This window comes from Hymenobacter miniatus, assembly GCF_016427455.1.
In the GTDB taxonomy this organism is placed as follows: Bacteria; Bacteroidota; Bacteroidia; order Cytophagales; family Hymenobacteraceae; genus Hymenobacter; species Hymenobacter armeniacus.
Window position 1 is genome coordinate 1 of sequence record NZ_JAELXR010000027.1, and the last position, 16,540, is coordinate 16,540.

The window sequence follows — 16,540 nt, forward strand, 5'->3', positions numbered from 1 at the left end:
GACTCGCCCCGTCCCGATGCCCCCGGCGGCGCGCCCGGCGAGGCACGCCCCGAGGGCGGCCGCAACCGCCGCCCCGCAGCCGAAAGCGGCGAGCCTCGCTCCCGGCGCGAAGGCTCGGAGCCCCGCGCTGAGGGCGGCGAGCGCCGCGAAGGTGGCGAACGCCGGGAGGGCCGCGGTGGCCGCAACCGCCGCGGTGGCCGCGGCCCGGCCGGTGAGGGCGGCGCCGCGGCTGGACCCGCACCCGCACCGGCCGGTGCGTAATTTCTCCGCTTGATTATCGAATGCCCGCTATTTGCATGAATCACCGCTTTGCTCTCCGCGCGGCCGTGGCCGCCGGGCTACTGTGCGCGCTCACCGCCTGCGACCCCAACCGGGTGTTTGAGCAGAACACGGACTTCGCCAACTACTCCTGGGACGTGCAGCAGAAGCCGGCGTTTACGTTTGCCATTGAGGACACGGCGGCGCGCTACGATGTGTATTTCAACGTGCGGCATGCCTCCAGCTACGGCTACTACAACCTATACGTGAAGCATACGCTGGTGGGCCCGGCCGGCCCCGTGGGCCGGCCACTGTTGCACCAGATGCTGCTGATGGACCCCAAAACCGGTGAGCCCAAGGGCAGTGGCACCGGCGACATCTACGACATGCAGCTGCTGGCCCTGCCCAACCAGCGCTTTGCCAAGCCCGGCAACTACACCCTCACCCTGGAGCAGTACATGCGCCAGGACCAGCTGCCCGGCCTCATGGCCGTGGGCGTGCGCGTAGCCAAGCACGAGGCCAAGAAGTAGCGTTTGGCTTCAACAACAAAGCCGGTCTGCAGTGCGCAGACCGGCTTTGTTGCTTACAGATAGGGCCAGTGGTTTACACGATGCGGGTAACCTCCACGGCGTTGGGGCCTTTCTTGCCGGCTTTGATGTTGAACTGCACCCGGTCGCCTTCCTGGATTTCGTGGATGAGGCCGGTTTGGTGTACAAAAATTTCTTCCTGGTTGTCGTCGGCGACGATGAAGCCGAAGCCTTTGGTGTCGTCGAAAAATTTAACGGTGCCGGTGAGCATGAGCGTATGAATGGGGTAAATAACGGGCCTAGACTACGGTAGGACACAAGCGGCGCGCCGGCCGCCCACGCGCCGCACGGGCCCAGGCCCGGCAAAGGTAAAATTGCCGCGCCGAACGCCGCGCGCCACCAAGAGCTTGGCAGAACAACGGGTTAATCGCCGCGTATAGACGAGCAGTTCATTCTTCACCCGTTCCCGCCCCGCCAGCCCCATGGAAAACGAAGCGCTCAACCTCAACACCGAATCCAACGACATTGCGGGCAACCGCATCGACGGCCCCCTGGGCAACACGGCCGCCCGCCACACCGCCCCCGGTGCGGGCGTGGGCATTCCCGGCGGCCCGCCCCACACCGGCGCCCCCAACCCGGGCACGCCCGACATCAGCAGCCCCGGCGCGCCGGCGTCGAGCGAGTCGCTGGCCGATGCCGAAACCGGCGTGGGCCAGGGCGCCGTGGAAGCCAACCCGCGCCCGCAGGAAAACAAGGAAGCCGACCCCGCCGACCTCACGCCCGGCGACACCTACGGCGGCAATTTCAGCAACAGCACCCAGGACAGCTACCGCGACCAAGCCCGCCGCGACAATCAGGACAGCGACCCCAACCGCGGCGAATTTGGCGTGCAAAGCCAGCAGGGCACCACCCACGGCGGCTTTGGCAACCAGTTTCGGGAAGGCATCACCGAGCACCAGGGCCCCGCCGATGCTCAGTACTACGGCGAAGGCAACGTGCGCCCCGGCTCCGGCGACCTAAATGCTTACCGCACGTATGACGGCCGCGACGAACGCCCCGACACCCGTTCCGAGTACGGCTTCGAGCGCGGGCCCGTGCTGGCCAGCGCCCCCGGTGGCCCGGCGGCCGGCAGCGGCCAGGTGCGGGGCAGTGAGTATGCCGGCCCCAACGGCGACAACCGCAACCAGCCCGACCGCGCCGATGCCAACAGCGCCCGGCAAGTAGACAACGGCTCGGCCCAAAGCCCCACCGATACCGGCTTCGCGCCCGACTACGGCCATACCTCGCTGCGCGGCACCGCCGACAGCAGCGCCCAGCCCACCGGCGAGCACCGCAACCAAACCGAAGACTACCTGCCCACGCCGGGCGGCACCGACAAGCAAGGCCGCCCCGATGCCCACAACCCCAGCTACGCCGCTCACGCCCCCGCCGCTGCCGATGACCGCGGCGAGCGCCCCGCCAGCAGCCTGGGCTACGCCGACCGTGGCCGCGAGCAGCCCCGCCAAGCCCCCGACTTCGCCACCGGCGACGACCGCAACGGCTACGTGCAGGAGCAGGCCAACCGCGGCGATGCCGGCCAGGGAGTTGGCTCGCGCGGCGGGTCCTACAACGATGCCTACGACGACAGCCAGCCGGGCAGCAACGCCGGCTCGCCCGCCCAAGGCGAGCAGCGCAGCGAAGACCGCGCCCAGAACTACGGGCAGCAGGCCCGCCAGGAAAACCGCTCCGCCCAGGGCGACGACGAAGCCGCCGACCACGGCGCCCCCCGCCGCAATGCCGGCCGCGACGGCGAAGCCGACGAATAGAGAATGTAGGGGAGACAGGGAGAAAACAGCACGTCATGCTACGCTCAGCATGACGTGCTGTTTTCTCCCTATCTCCCAACCTTCCCGCTTTACCGGTGCACCTTCACCTTTACATCGTATTGGTAGCGCGGCGGGCCGCCCAGCGGGATGGCGAAAAAGGGCAGAGCCGTGTCGTACTGGTCGGTGACGTACAGCACCATGTCGTTGGGAGCGGGCTTGGTTGAGGTCAGGCGAAAATCAAGGCTGAGGCCGTGCTCTTTGTCGGCAATGGGCAGCGTGCTGCTGGTCCACACGCCGTCGCCGCTCATGGCGCCGGGCTGGCCATTTTTGGCAATGCTGAACACGTTGAGTGTGGCGGCATTGTCCACGTCGAAATTGCTTTGCTTGATGCTCACCACCTTGTCGTTCACGAAAGGGTAGAGGTGCACGGTGGTTTTGCTGGCCGTGGCCGGCAGCCGGAAGCAATACTCGTAGGTGAAGGCATTGCCGCCTTCTACCGACACGTTCTCGGTGGGGCTGGTGCTGAAAAAATAGCGGTACAGGTTGCCGTCGTTGCCGCTGAGGCCGCGAGCCACCAGTTTGAAAACGTGCCCTTTGAACTCGTCCACCATCTCGCCTTCCAGCGGGTTGAGCGGGCCGAAGGTGTACCACTTGCCGTCGTACTTCGCATCCTGCCCGAAGGTGACGCTTTTGAGCAGGCGGCCGGGGGGCGTGGGGCTGGTGGGGCGCGGGTCGCGGGCCTGCGGGCCGCTGAAGGTGCCCGGGCCGCCGTAGAGGCTGAACGACGTGGTGGTGTTGGCCAGGCCTTTCAGGTCGTCGTTTTTGCCGCCGCAGTCGGGGTCGAACACGCGGATGTACACGGGCGTGCGCTGCCTTTCCGGAATGAGGAAGAAAAAGGTCTGGCTGAAGTCGTCGTCGCCCCACTGCTTGTCCGACTGCGCCCCGAACGTGATGAGGCTCTCGACTCGCTCGCCGGGGTTGGGCACGGCCTGGGCTCGGGCGGGGGAGAGGGCCAACGTCAGAAGGCCCGCAAGTGCACTAGTTCCTAAAATCCGGTGTTTAAGCATGAGGCCAAGATACCGAACGGCAGTTAATTGCCCCGCCATGGCGCACGTCGTTGCGTAGAAAACCGTTCGGAATCAATTGCTAAATTGTATGTTTACGGCTTGTTAGCCCCCGCGCCCATGCCCGCTGTCGTTCGCGCCACCTCCGATTTTTTTGACCAACTCACCAACGACCTGCTGGTGCTGCGGGTGGTGGCGCAGCAGCGCTTTCGGCCCCTGAGCGCCGAGGAACTCAACCGCCGGCCCAGCCCCAGCCGCTGGAGCGCCGGCCAGTGCCTCGAACACCTCAACATCGTGGGCGGCTACTACTTGCCCAGCATTGCGGCGCGCATTGCCAAGGCCCAGGCCCGCGGCTCGAAGCCCGCGCCCACCGTGAAATCGGGTTACTTTGGGCGGCGTTTCATCGAGGCGATGCGTGCGCCTGCCAGCATCAAAACCTATGAGTCGCCGCAGCGCTACGCGCCCACCGGCACGCGCCTGCCGCGCACCGTGGCCGAGGTGTTCAGCCGCCAAATTGACGAATTGTTGCGCCTCGTGCTGCTGGCCCGGCAGGTAAACGCCAACGCCATCCGGATTCCGAACGCCATTTTTCCGCTGCTGCTCTTCCGCCTCACCGACCAGTTGGAGTTCATGGTGGTGCACATTCAGCGCCACATTGCCCAGGCCGAAGCCGTGCTCGTGGGCAACGGCGTGCCGGCCAGCAACGTGAGCGCCGCCTAAGCCCCCTTTCGATTTTCTTCTCCATCAAAAAGCCCCACTTCGGCAGTGCCGGCGCGGGGCTTTTTCATGTTTTGAGCGGACAAAGCCTATTTGCCGCCGAAGAAGTAGTTGGCCGAAAGCTGTAGCACACGGTTGTAGCTCTTGCTGCCGGTGTCGTTGCCGTCGGTGTCTTTGGGCACAAAGTTGACCAGGCCCAGGCCATAGCCCAGCTGCGCCTGGAACGGCCCCACGCGGTAGCCCACGCCGGCGTTGAGGCCGGCGTCGAAGCGCCGCACCGTGACGGTGGCCGAGAGGGTGTTGGACGTGCTGTTGTTGTTGGCGTTATCATTTTGCTTATCACCAAACTCTACCTTGAGCGAAGCCGGGAACGAGCCCGTGGCGCCGGCGGCTATTAGGTCGGGGTCGTTGGTTTCGATGGTGCCTTTGGCCGAGCCGCTGCCGCTCACGCCCAGCGCCGCGTAGGGGCCGGCAAACACCTGGAAGCCGTCGTGGCCGCCGAAGGTGTACACGAAGTTCAGGGGCAGCTCCAGGTAGTTGATTTTGGGCGTGGCCGTCACCTTGATTGACGTTTTGTAGGGAGGGTTGTCGGCGAAGTCGAATGACCCCACAAATTCGGCGCCCTTCTGCGAGAACAGCAGCGAGGGCTGGAACGAGAAGTTGTCGTTGATGCCCACGTTGAGGGTGGCGCCCACCTGCACGCCCATAATGGACTTGGTTTCCTGGCTGAACTGGCCGGCGGGCACGCCGCTTTCCTTCACGGTCGAGATGTTGAGGCCCAGCCGGGGGCCAAACTCGATGGCGGCCTGGGCGTGGGCGGAGGTAGCCGCCCCGGCCATGGCAGCCGTGAGGGCACACAGAGTAAGCAAGTTTTTCATAGAAAAAAGGAGTGGTAAAAGAGAAAAGAATGAAAGAGTTAAAGATGAAAAATGCAGGCAAAGCTACGCACGTAACTCGTGAGCTACGAGGATGTAGACGGTGAAAAAAAGGTTGCAACGCCGGCGCTGTGCAATAATTGAGCGGCGGGCATCTTTAAGGCGCTACCGGTTCAGCTTGTTATTTTGTTTATGCGCCTTTCCCTGTTGTTTCTGCTGCTGTTTGCTGCCATTCTAAGCGCCGATTCAGCCGCACCCACGCCACCCGGCCCGTATGCGGCCCGCTGGAAAAAAATTGACGGGCTGCTGGCCAAGGGCCAAACGGCCACGGCCGCCCCGCTGGTGCAGGCCCTGTATGCCCAAGCCAAAAAAGAAGGCAACAGCCCCCAGTACGTGCGGGCGCTGCTCTACAAAGTCCGCCTGCTGCAGGCCAAAGAGGAAGACGACGTCGAGAAATCCATTGCCCTGCTCGAAGCCGAAGCCCGAACGGCCACTTTCCCGGCCCGGCCCATCCTGCATTCGCTGCTGGCCGAGCTCTACACCCAATACCTCAACCAGAACCGTTACCGCCTCTACCAGCGCACGGCCGGCGCCGCCCCCAGCACCGGCCCCGACGCCAGCGCCAGCGCCGATGCCGGCACGGGCCTAGCCACCTGGGACATGGGCCGGCTGGGCGCGGCCATTGTGCGGCACTACTACCAGTCGGTGGAAGACGAGCCCCAGCGCCAGCTGAAAACCACCCTAGCCCAATTAGGCGACCTCGCCGCGGGGGGCGACGCCGAGGGCCGCGCCCTGCGCCCCACGCTCTACGACCTGCTGGCCCAGCGCGCCATCGAAGGCCTGAAGAACCAGGAGCTGTACATCACCCGGCCCGAGCAGCAGTTTCAGCCCACCGAGCCGGGGCTGTTTGGGACGGCGGCCGAGTTTGCGGCCCTGCGCCTGCTGGCGCCCGACGGCGACTCGCTCAACGGCACGCTGCACGCGCTGCACCTGCTGCAGCGCCTCACGGCCTCGCGCCAGCAGCTGGCCCCGCAAAACCCGGCCGCGCTGGCCGACGTGGACCTGAGCCGCCTCGACTACCTGCACGGCCTCACCCAGAACACCGGCCTCGCCGCCCAGTACGTGCCCGCGCTGGTGCGCATGGCCGATACGTACAAAGCGTTGCCCATCAGTACCGAGTTTATGGCCCGGCGCGCCGAAGCCGCGCGCGAAGCCGGCGACAACGTGACCGCCGTGCGCCTGGCCCGGGAGGCCGAAGCGCGGTTTCCGAAGTCGCGCGGCGCGGCGCGGGCCCGGGCGCTGCGCTCGGACCTTGAGCGCCCCGAGCTGACGTTTTCGGCGGCGGGCATTGTGGTGCCCAATCAGCCGTGGCGGCTGGACGTGACGGCCCGCAACGTGACCAAGCTATATGCCTGGGCCTACCGCATTTCGCTGAAGCAGTGGCAGCAGTCTTACGAATACGACCCGCTGCAGCGCTCGTTCGGGCAGCGCTACGCTCGCGCATTGAAGGAAGCGCCAGTCGCCACGTGGGCCATGGCAGTGGCTGCGCCGCCGGACTACAAAGAGCAGAAACTGGCCGTGGCCGGGGCGGCCGTGCCGGCGGGGTACTATCTGGTAGTCGTCAGCAACCAGGCCACCCGGCCCACGGAAGAAAAGCCGGGTGCAGTGACGAGCTATGCCCTGCTGGGCGCCAGCGAGCTGAGCGCCGTGAACCAGCGCGATGCCACAACCGGAGCGTTGCGCTTGCTGCTGATGCACCGCCAAACGGGCGCACCGTTGGCGGGCTTGCCGGTGCAGGCCACGACGCGGGTGTATGAAGCCGCGCCACCCAAAGATTTCACGATTACCAGCGAAGTATTGCAAACCGATGCCAACGGCATCGTGACGCTGCCCCTGCCCGCCACGGCCAAGGGCCGGACCGAGCGCATGCTGTGGACCCGGGCCTGGCGCGGCCCCGACACGCTGCAGCTAAACGGCGGTGGCAGCTACTACCGGCCCGGCACTCCCTCGGCGCCAGTGGCGCAGCGACGCGTTTTTCTGTTCACCGACCGTGCGATTTATCGCCCCGGCCAAACGGTGTATTTCAAGGGCATCCTCACCGAGAGCTTGGGCGCTAAAGCACGCTTGCTAGCCAAACAGCCGCTGGTGGTTGGGCTCATGGACGTGAACGGCCAGCCCGTGCAAACCCTGCCCTTCACCACTTCCGACTACGGCAGCTTCAACGGCTCATTAGTCCTGCCCACGGGCTTGCTCAACGGCCAGATGATGCTGCGAACCGAGTACGGCAACACCAGCTTCGCGGTGGAAGACTACAAGCGCCCCACCTTCCTGGTCACGCTCGACTCGGTGCCCGGCCGGCCGCAGCTGGGCCAGCCGCTCACCCTGGGCGGCCGGGCCCGCGCCTACGCCGGGCAAGCCACCGACGGCGCCGCGGTGAGCTACCGCGTCACGCGCCGCGAGTTGTTTCCGTTGTTCGACCTTGTGTACGGCTCGCGCGGCGGCTACCTGCCCGGCGGCAGCCGCGGCGCGCAGGAAATAGCGCACGGCCGCACGCTCACCGACGGCGAGGGCCGGTTCAGCATCACGTTTACGCCGCCATTGGTGCCGCCCGCGCAGGGGCGTCGGGGCTGGGAGCCCGGCTACCTGTTCGAAATCGCGGCCGACGTGACCGATGCGGCCGGCGAAACCCGCACGGGCACCCGGGCCTTTCCCATCGGCCGCAACCCCATCAGCCTGCAACTTACCGGGCCGAACATGGCCGACAAGCAGCGCCTGCCCGCTGTGACGCTGCTGGCCACCAACGCCACCGGCGAACCCGCGCCCGCCACCGGCACGCTGCGCCTCCGCACCCTGCGCTACCGCCCAAACCCGCCCGGTGTGCCCGGCCCGGTGCCGGAGACGGCCGAAAACGAAACGAAGTCGGCGGTACTCAAAACCGCTCCTTTCGACACCAACGCCGGGGCGCAGCTGGCCCTGGGCGCGCTGGTGGCCGAGGTGCCCACGGGCCGCTACCGCCTCGAAGCCGTGGCGGCCGGCGCCGACTCGGCGCGGGCGCAGCTCGATTTTACGCTCTACGACTCGCAGGCCGCCACCGTGCCTTTCGCCACGCCCGACTGGTTTGTGACGCTGGCCGACACCGTGGCCCCGGGCCAGCCCGCCACCGTGTTGGTGGGCGGCGGTGCGGCCGGCGGCCACCTCCTGCTCGAAGTAGACCGCGACGGCCAGCTGTTGCGGCAGGAGTGGCTGACGCTGAACGCCAACGAACAGCGCCGCCTCACGCTGCCCAGCGGCCCGGCCACGGCCAACGGCCCGCTGTTCATCCACACCACGCAAACGCGCGACAACGTGGTGTACCGCCACGATGCCACGGTGCAAGTGACGGAGAAGCCCCAGCCGCTGCAGCTGTCCATTGCCACTTTCCGCAACAAGCTGCAGCCTGGCCAGCAGGAAACCTGGCGCGTGACCATCCGCCAAGCCAACGGCAAGGCGGCCGATGCCGAGCTGCTCGCCACGCTCTACGACCAAAGCCTGGACATTTTTCGGCCGCACCACTTCACAGGGTTGGCGTTCTGGGATGGGTACCACCAGACCCGTTTCGGCTGGCAGGTTTTTTACCAGCTGCTGAACGCCGTTCCGCTCTTCGTGCCCACCGACACTGGCCGGGATTACTTCATTGAGTACCCCATGCTGCGAACTCATGCCGACTACTTCAGCGAAGCCGGCCGCACGCAGCGTGGCAGTGGCTTACACACGGTGGTGGAAGAAGTAGTGGAAAACAAGACGTACACGGCCGCCGCGATGCCGGCGCCGATGGCCGCTGACAGGGCCATGTCCGGCAATGCCGGCGGGGTGGTAAATTCCCAGCGCATCATGATTCGCGGCAGTGCGAGCATGCCGCCGGCCCCCGCGCCGGCCGCTCCCGACCTCAGTACCGTGCCCACCCGCTCCGATTTCCGCGAAACGGCCCTGTGGCAGCCGGCCCTGCACACCGACAAAAACGGCGACGTGGTGCTCGAATTCCAGATGCCCGAGGCGGTGACGCGCTGGCAGCTGCTGGCCCTGGCCCACGACAAAAACCTGCACAGCGGCCAGCTGGCCCGCCAGCTCGTGACGCAGAAGGAAATCCAGATTACGCCCAACGCGCCGCGCTTTTTCCGGCAGGGCGACACCTTCACCTTCCCCGCCAAGTTCTCGAACCTGACCGACCACGCCACCAGTGGCACGGCCCAGCTGTTTCTGCTGGATGCCGCCACCGGCCAGGACCTCACCACCCAGCTGCTGAAAGGGCCGGCGCAACAGCCGGTGTCGGCCGCTGCGCACCAAAGCGCCGCAGTGGGCTGGGAAATCAGCCTGCCGGCGGATTTTGCGCCGGCGGCGGTGACGTACCGGGTGGTGGTGAGCTCTTCGTTGCCAGTTATTGAGGAAGAGAAAAGAAAGAAATCGAAGCGCAAGAAGGGCGTGACCACCGACCCCCAACAGCTGACAACCAGCTTCTCCGACGGTGAGGAAAACAGCGTGCCCGTGCTCCCTAACCGCATTCTCGTTACCGAAAGCCTGCCGCTGCCCATGGTGGGGCCAAGCACGCGCACCTTCGAGCTGCAAAAGCTCACCAGCACCAGCAGCCCCACGCGCCGCAACTACAGCCTGACGCTGGAAATGACGGCCAATCCGGCTTGGTATGCGGTGCAAAGCCTGCCCTACCTCATGGAGTACCCCTACGAGTGCTCCGAGCAGGTATTCAGCCGCCTCTACGCCAACCTGCTGGCCGCGCAAATTATCCGGTCCAACCCGCGCTTCAAAACCGTACTGGCCGAGTGGACGCGCCAGGCCCAAAGCGGCACGGCCGCCCAACGCAACGCCCTCGACAGCAAGCTGGCCCAGAACCAGGAGCTCAAGAACCTGCTGCTGCAGGAAACGCCCTGGGTGCGCGACGCCCAAAGCGAAACCGAGCGCCTGGTTCGCCTGACCGAGCTGTTCGATGAAACCCGCCTGAAAGCCGAAACCAGCCGCGCCCTGCTCAAGCTCCAGAAAATGCAGCTGCCCGACGGTGCCTTCCCGTGGTTTGAGCAGATGCCCGCCGACCGCTACATCACCCAGCTCATCGTGGCCGGCTTCGGCAAGCTGCGCAAGCTGGGGGCCTTCGATGCCAGCACCGACCCCACTGCCCGGGCACTATTGCAAAGCGCCCTGCGCTACCTCGACGCCGCCACCGCCCGCGACTACGCCGAGCTGCGCCGCCAGAAAGGCGTGAAGCTGGCCGAAAACCACCTGGGCGACCTGCAGATTCAGGCGCTTTACGCCCGCAGCTTCTGGCGCCAGCTGCCCATTGCCACCGGCGCCAAGGACGCCTACAGCTACTACCACGAGCAGGCGGCCAAGCACTGGCCCGCCCAAACGCGCTACCTGCAAGCCTTGATTGCGTTGAGCCTGACGCGCGAAAAGGCCGGTGGGCCGGCCCCCCGGGAAATCATGCGTGCCCTGGCCGAAAACGCCCTGCACTCGCCCGAGCTGGGCATGTACTGGAAGGAAGTGCGCGGCGGCTACTACTGGCGCGAAGCCCCCACCGAAACCCAAGCCACCCTCATCGAGGCCTTCGACGAAATCAATCACGACCAGCAATCCGTGGACGAGCTGAAGCTGTGGCTGCTCAAGCAAAAGCAAACCCACAGCTGGGAAAGCACCCGCGCCACCGCCGACGCCTGCTACGCCCTGCTGCTGCGCGGTTCCGACTGGCTGGCGCCCGCCCAGCCGCTGCAAGTGACGGTGGGCGGCCAGGCCCTCAAACCCGAAGCGGCCCAGGCGGGCACCGGCTACTTCAAAACCAGCTGGCCGGCGGCCGAGGTGCAGCCCGCGCAGGGCAAAGTCACGGTGGCCAAGCCCGACGCCGGCGTGGCCTGGGGCGCCCTCTACTGGCAGTACTTCGAAGACCTCGACAAGGTGACGCCCGCCGCCACGCCGCTCAGCCTGGAGCGCCAGCTCTACCGCGAAGTGTCGTCGGCGGGCGGGCCGCAGCTGGAAAAGCTCACAGCCGCCGCGCCCCTTGCCGTGGGCGACGTGCTGGTGGTGCGCCTAGTGATGCGCACCGACCGCGAGCTGGAATACGTGCACCTGAAAGACCAGCGCGCCGCCGGCCTGGAGCCTGTTGGCCAGCTCAGCGGCTACCGCTACCAGAACGGACTGGGCTATTATGAGTCGCCGCGCGACGCGGCCACCAACTTCTTTCTGGGCGCCGTGCCGCGCGGCACGCACGTGTTCGAGTACCGGCTGCGGGTGAGCCAGGCGGGCGACTTTTCGGGCGGGCACAGCCAGGTGCAGTGCCTCTACGCGCCGGAGTTTTCGGCGCATTCGGCCGGCATGCGGGTCCAGGTAGCTCCTCAGTCCGTTAATCGGGCGAAATAGGCCGTTGGGACTCAGAAAGGGGCTTCACCGCGTTTAAAACCACTATGGCCTTGCATTTAACCGGGGTGCGGTGTAGCTTTGTCTTCCGTTGAAATTACGTTATTCGTTTATGAAACACCTATTTGTCTTCCTTTCGCTGCTGCTCACGTGGGGCAGCGCCCAAGCCCAAAATGGCGTTCAAACCCCCGTCACGAAGCTTCCCGGTGAGGAAAACCTGAGCCTGCGCGAGCGCGCCGAGCGAGACTTCCTGATGCCGGTGCGCCGGAAGAAAATAGTGGCCGAAGCCCCCAAGGCTGCCGCCGACGAAAGCACCGCCTCGCCCGAAACCGACGCCACCGCCCACAACGAAGAAGCCGGCGAAGAAGCCACCCTCACGGCCCGCACGGCCCGCAGCTACGAGGCCCGCCACGCCGAGGCTCTGGCCGCCCGCCGCGCCGCCGCCCGCCGCGAAGAAGCCCGCGAAGAAGCCCGGGCCGAGGCCCGCGCCGAAGCCCGCCGCGCCGCCCGCCACTCCTCGCGCAGCCACAGCAGCAAGTCGAAGTCGCACAAGTCGTCGCACAGCAGCAAGTCGAGCAAGTCAAGCAAGTCGAAATCCCACAAGTCGTCGTCGAGCAGCAAGAGCAAGTCGAGCAAATCCAAGCACAAAGCCAAGTCGGAGTCGCACGCCAAGTCCAGCAAGTCGAAATCGAAGAGCAGCAAGAGCAAGGCTTCTTCCAAGAAGAGCACCTCGCACAAGTCTTCCGCTAAAAAGAGCTCGCCTTCGAAGTCGAAAAGCAAATCGAAGAAGCACCGCCGCTAGTAGCCGCCATCTTGAATAAACAGCAACGCCCGACACCGATGTGCCGGGCGTTGCTGTTTTCGAGCAGGGGTAGCGTCTCGGCGTTGAACGATAACGCTTGAACGATACCCAAACGGCGCAGTCCCGGCCGTTCAACGACGAGACGCGAATACGCGTCTCTACACCAACGACGCACACGAAAAAGCCCGGCCTTCCGTGAGGACAGCCGGGCTTTTTGCATGGCATGGTTGCCTACCGCTTATTGCGGATAATCAAATTGTTGAACGCCGCCGTGTTGCCCTCGGCGCCCTGGGCCACCAGGGCCACGCGCACGCCGCGGTCCCAGGGCGGGAGGTAGGTGCCGTTGAGGGAGAAGCTCTCGGTAGGCAGGGGCTGCCAGGTGGCGCCGTCGGTGCTGAAGGCAAAGCGGTAGCGCTGGCCGCCCCATACTTCGAGGCGCAGGCTGAGCGTGTCGCAGGGCGCGTCGAGGAAGACCTGAGCGAGGCACTGCTGCAGGCCACTCTTCACGTGCCAGATTTGCACCTGGCCGTTGCCGGCCATGAGGGCGAGGGCGTTGTAGGGGTCGCCCACGGCGGCAATGCCGGCGTAGGTGTCGGCGGGCAGGGCGGCGAAATCGAGGGTGGTGGCGGCCTTGTAGGTGGCCACGTGGGTGCGGCGGGCCACCAAGTTGCCCAGGCGCGAAGCGCCGGCGGCGAGGTGCAGCTGGCCGCCGCGCAGCTCAGTGGCAGGCTTGGGGGCGCTGATGGGCCACTGCCACTCCAAGCCCAACCGGTCGCTTTCGAACTCGTCGGCCACGTTCAGGCGGGCCACGTCGGTGAGGGGGGCGGCCTGGGGGCTGCGGTTCACAAACTCGGGCCACTCCTGCTCGTTCCAAGTGAACTCAGAAAGCAAGCCCTGGCGGCCCACGAACTCGTGGCTATCGGCCAGGTAGGCGTGGTGCAGCAAGAACCAGCGGCCGTCCATTTCGGTCACCGTGCCGTGGCCCGGGCACTTCCACACGTCGTTGCGGTCGAGGATGGGGTTTTGTTCGTGCTTCTCCCAAGGCCCCAGCAAAGTGCGCGACCGGGCCACGCCGGTGGCGTAGTTGCAGCCCTTGCCGCAGCAGCTGTTGCCCGCAAAAAAGTGGTAGAACCAGCCGTTGTGGCGCACCAGGGCCGAGCCTTCCACGAGGGGGCCTTCCCATTTGGCGTCGTTGGCAAATAGCTCGGTGGCTTCGCCGATGAGGGCGGTGCGCTCGTCGTTCAGGCGCTGGGCCCAGATGGGGGTGTCCTGGTGGCAGGAGTTGCCGTCTTCTTTCCAGACGAGGTAAAGGTCGCCGTTTTCATCGGGCATCGCAAAGCCGTCGATGGAGCCGGCTTCCTGGCCCACCAGGGGGCCGTGGTCGCGGTAGGGGCCTTCGGGGCGGTCGGCGCTGGCCACGGCCACGCACAGCATGCCGCCCTGCTTGCTGCGGGCAGTGTAGTACATGTAGGTGCGGCCGTTTTCGTGGTGAAACTCGGGCGCCCAGAAGTTGGAACTGGCCCAGTCGGGCTGCCGGTCGGGGAAGACGTGGCCCACCAGCTCCCAATCGATGAGGTTTTTGGAGGAGAAGATGGGGAAGATGGCGCCCCACTCGGCGGTGGTGGCGCTGGCCCAGTAGGTGTCGCCGATTTTGGTGACGGTGGGGTCGGGAAAATCGCCGGGCAACACGACGTGGTCGTAGCTGGTGCGGGCCGGAAACGTTTGGGGGGCAGAGCCGAGCGAAACGGGGGCCAGCGGGGCGGTGAGTTCTAGTTCGATGGACACGGTGGGAGGGTGCAAAGAGGATAGAAAAGAATGCCGACCAAGGCGGAAACGGCTTTCCATGTTAGAAAGGTAGCGGTTTGAATCGAATTCCGGGCGTGAAATGGAGTTTTTAAGGACGAATTATGCAAAAGAACCGGCGAACAACACGCTGCGCTGGGCGAATAGCAGGCGGGTAAATACGCAGGTGGTTCGCTGATAAAGGGCCCTGAACAACTGAAAAAGGCTATATGCGGGTGGGCGCTGGTCTGGGAAGTACGTATGCAGATTTTGGGCCAAGCTACTTGGAAGGCAGGTATCAAATCCGGTAAGAATTACACTTTGCGAAGAAAGTATAGCTGGAAGCATCGACGACCCTCGGGCCAAAAGCCCTGCGAGGGGCGGCCGGGATTTGGCAGCCGTGGGCACGAAACCGATGGCTGGGCCACTTATTCAACGCTGCCAGTTTCGACGGCCAGGGCCCTGGCCTGCAGGGCGGGAGGCAGCTTGGGCGGCCGGGGTGGCTTATTGGGAGGGCGGCTTTATTTTAGCGCTGGCTCTGGCTGAGAAAGCACACACGGCGAATGGCCATTTCGCACAAGTCCATCAATGAATACCATGAACCCCGCAGTTGATTTTTACTTCAGCAACAACCACAAGTGGCTTGAAGAACTCGCGCATTTGCGAGCGGTTGTGCTGGCCACCGGGCTCACCGAAGAGCTGAAGTGGGGCGTGCCCTGCTACACGCTGCAGGGGCGAAACGTCTGCATCATTCACGCATTTAAGGAGTATTGCGCGGTGCTGTTTCTCAAGGGAGCCTTGTTGAAAGACCCCCAGGGCTTGCTGATTCAGCAAACGGAGAACACGCAGGCGCAGCGCCAGCTGCGGTTTGCCAGCCCGCGGGAGGTGAAGGAACGGGAGGCCGTGGTGGCGGCCTACGTTCGGGAGGCCATTGATATAGAAAAGACGGGACAAAAAGTGGCTTTCAAGCCGAGTGAGGACTACGGCGTGCCGGCAGAATTTCAGCAGAAGATGGACGAAATGCCTACCCTGCAGGCCGCATTCGCAGCCCTGACGCCCGGGCGGCAACGGGCCTACTTGCTGCATTTTGCGGCGGCCAAGCAGGCTCACACGCGGGCGGCGCGGGTGGAGAAATGCACGCCGGGCATTTTGGCCGGGAAGGGCTTGAACGAGTAGCGGCCCCGCGCACGCGGGCGGGCGGGCCGGACTTAGGCGCCTACCAACCGGCGGTGGTAGTTGATTTGGCCCAGGTGGTAAGCGAGGTGAGTGGCGAGGTGAACCAGGAAATACCCGGTGGTCATCTCGCTTTCGAATACCACGACGGGGTACTGCTGGTGCAGCTGCTCATCGCTCAGCCGGGCGAGGGCGGCCGCTACCACGGCCCGCGTGGCGTCGATGCGGGCCACCAGTTCGGCGCGCGGAACGCCTTGCTGCGAGAACTCCAGCTCCCGGTTTCGGACGTAGCCGGTGCGGCCCAGTTCGGCGCCGATGTAGGTGTTGAGGTTGCCCATCAGGTGCAGGCACAGGTTGCCGGCCGAGTTGCTGATGCCCGGGGCGGTGCGCCACAGGGCTGCTTCGGTTTGATAGGCTTCGATTTCCTGGCGTAGCTTGTCTAGGTCGCGGGCGAAGAGGGTGCGGAGGGTGGCGAGGAGCATGATGAGCAGAAGGGTTTCGGGGGGGGGCAAAAGCCACCGGCCGGCCTTCGCCGGCGATGCGGGCCCCGCTGGTGCGCAAGGCCTTGTGGGCGGGCCGCCCGGCCTGCGTGGCACCGGTGCGGGCCGGCGGCGCGGTGGCGGCAAAGCTACCAGGTGGCGGCGGGGCCGGTTCCGACGTAGCGTCCGAGCTGGCCAAGCAGGGCCTCACGCCCAAGGCCCTGGAGCCGCTCACCGACGCCCTCGACACCTCCCGCACCGCCCAGCCGGCCGTGCGCAAAACCATCAGCGAGCGCACCCCCTCGGGCGCGGCCCTGGCAGACCTGCTCGCCGACCTGATGGACGAGCTCCGCACCCTCGACGAGGACATGAAAGCCTTCAAGCTGCTCGACCGCCCGCTCTACGACGGCTACACGCAGGCCCGCAAAATCATCAACTCCGGCGGCGGCAGCGGCAAGGAGAAACCGAGCGAGGCGTAAGTTTCGGCAGGAGTGGAAATGAAGCCGCCCGCTTCCGGTTGGGGAGCGGGCGGCTTTTTTATTGATACTGCAAATCAGCAAGGGTATCAAGGGCACCCTGACATCCCTAGACGGTGTTATGGACTTGTGAGCGAAATTAGCGGGTATGGAAGTTACCCGCCGCGCTTATCCGAGCGACGTCAC

The 16,540-nt window shown here is 65.4% G+C and carries 13 protein-coding genes; 8 read left to right on the forward strand and 5 right to left on the reverse strand.

The window, feature by feature from the left end; translation table 11 throughout:
- Window positions 1–261: hypothetical protein (locus JAO73_RS22725; protein ID WP_198979631.1), on the forward strand; the 261-nt coding region annotated here is incomplete at its 5' end.
- 35 nt (window positions 262–296) lie between these two features.
- Window positions 297–788 (forward strand): gliding motility lipoprotein GldH, encoded by a 492-nt coding sequence (locus tag JAO73_RS22730; protein ID WP_198979632.1) that lies wholly within the window; start codon window positions 297–299, stop codon window positions 786–788.
- 73 nt (window positions 789–861) lie between these two features.
- On the opposite strand, the gene JAO73_RS22735 is transcribed toward JAO73_RS22730, so the two are convergent.
- On the reverse strand, window positions 862–1,056 hold the full coding sequence (locus tag JAO73_RS22735) for a cold-shock protein (protein ID WP_190928503.1): 195 nt from the start codon (window positions 1,054–1,056) through the stop codon (window positions 862–864).
- A 211-nt stretch (window positions 1,057–1,267) separates the two neighbouring features.
- Between JAO73_RS22735 and JAO73_RS22740 the strand changes: the two genes are divergently transcribed.
- The gene (locus JAO73_RS22740; RefSeq protein ID WP_198979633.1) at window positions 1,268–2,590 is read left to right on the forward strand and encodes a hypothetical protein; all 1,323 of its coding nucleotides are present in this window, start codon (window positions 1,268–1,270) and stop codon (window positions 2,588–2,590) included.
- A gap of 89 nt (window positions 2,591–2,679) precedes the next feature.
- Here JAO73_RS22740 and JAO73_RS22745 read toward each other — a convergent pair whose 3' ends face one another.
- Window positions 2,680–3,606 carry a hypothetical protein gene (locus tag JAO73_RS22745; RefSeq protein WP_198979634.1) on the reverse strand — a complete coding sequence of 309 codons (927 nt, stop codon included), beginning with the start codon at window positions 3,604–3,606 and terminating at the stop codon, window positions 2,680–2,682.
- Between the two features lie 168 nt (window positions 3,607–3,774).
- On the opposite strand from JAO73_RS22745, the gene JAO73_RS22750 reads away from it, so the two are divergent.
- Window positions 3,775–4,374: a DinB family protein gene (locus tag JAO73_RS22750; protein ID WP_198979635.1), complete on the forward strand. Its 600-nt coding sequence runs from the start codon at window positions 3,775–3,777 to the stop codon at window positions 4,372–4,374.
- A gap of 86 nt (window positions 4,375–4,460) precedes the next feature.
- On the opposite strand, the gene JAO73_RS22755 is transcribed toward JAO73_RS22750, so the two are convergent.
- Window positions 4,461–5,249 (reverse strand): porin family protein, encoded by a 789-nt coding sequence (locus JAO73_RS22755; protein WP_198979636.1) that lies wholly within the window; start codon window positions 5,247–5,249, stop codon window positions 4,461–4,463.
- Window positions 5,250–5,438: 189 nt separating this feature from the next.
- Between JAO73_RS22755 and JAO73_RS22760 the strand changes: the two genes are divergently transcribed.
- Complete coding sequence (locus tag JAO73_RS22760) at window positions 5,439–11,645, forward strand: alpha-2-macroglobulin family protein (RefSeq protein ID WP_198979637.1); 6,207 nt, start codon at window positions 5,439–5,441, stop codon at window positions 11,643–11,645.
- A 109-nt stretch (window positions 11,646–11,754) separates the two neighbouring features.
- Window positions 11,755–12,444 carry a hypothetical protein gene (locus JAO73_RS22765; RefSeq protein ID WP_198979638.1) on the forward strand — a complete coding sequence of 230 codons (690 nt, stop codon included), beginning with the start codon at window positions 11,755–11,757 and terminating at the stop codon, window positions 12,442–12,444.
- Between the two features lie 231 nt (window positions 12,445–12,675).
- On the opposite strand, the gene JAO73_RS22770 is transcribed toward JAO73_RS22765, so the two are convergent.
- Window positions 12,676–14,244 (reverse strand): family 43 glycosylhydrolase, encoded by a 1,569-nt coding sequence (locus JAO73_RS22770; protein WP_198979639.1) that lies wholly within the window; start codon window positions 14,242–14,244, stop codon window positions 12,676–12,678.
- A gap of 579 nt (window positions 14,245–14,823) precedes the next feature.
- On the opposite strand from JAO73_RS22770, the gene JAO73_RS22775 reads away from it, so the two are divergent.
- The gene (locus JAO73_RS22775) at window positions 14,824–15,402 is read left to right on the forward strand and encodes a YdeI/OmpD-associated family protein (protein WP_198979640.1); all 579 of its coding nucleotides are present in this window, start codon (window positions 14,824–14,826) and stop codon (window positions 15,400–15,402) included.
- A 32-nt stretch (window positions 15,403–15,434) separates the two neighbouring features.
- On the opposite strand, the gene JAO73_RS22780 is transcribed toward JAO73_RS22775, so the two are convergent.
- Complete coding sequence (locus JAO73_RS22780) at window positions 15,435–15,881, reverse strand: DinB family protein (RefSeq protein ID WP_198979641.1); 447 nt, start codon at window positions 15,879–15,881, stop codon at window positions 15,435–15,437.
- Between the two features lie 56 nt (window positions 15,882–15,937).
- Between JAO73_RS22780 and JAO73_RS22785 the strand changes: the two genes are divergently transcribed.
- Window positions 15,938–16,357, forward strand: a complete 420-nt coding sequence (locus JAO73_RS22785; protein ID WP_198979642.1) for a hypothetical protein — start codon at window positions 15,938–15,940, stop codon at window positions 16,355–16,357.
- The last annotated feature ends 183 nt before the right edge of the window (window positions 16,358–16,540 follow it).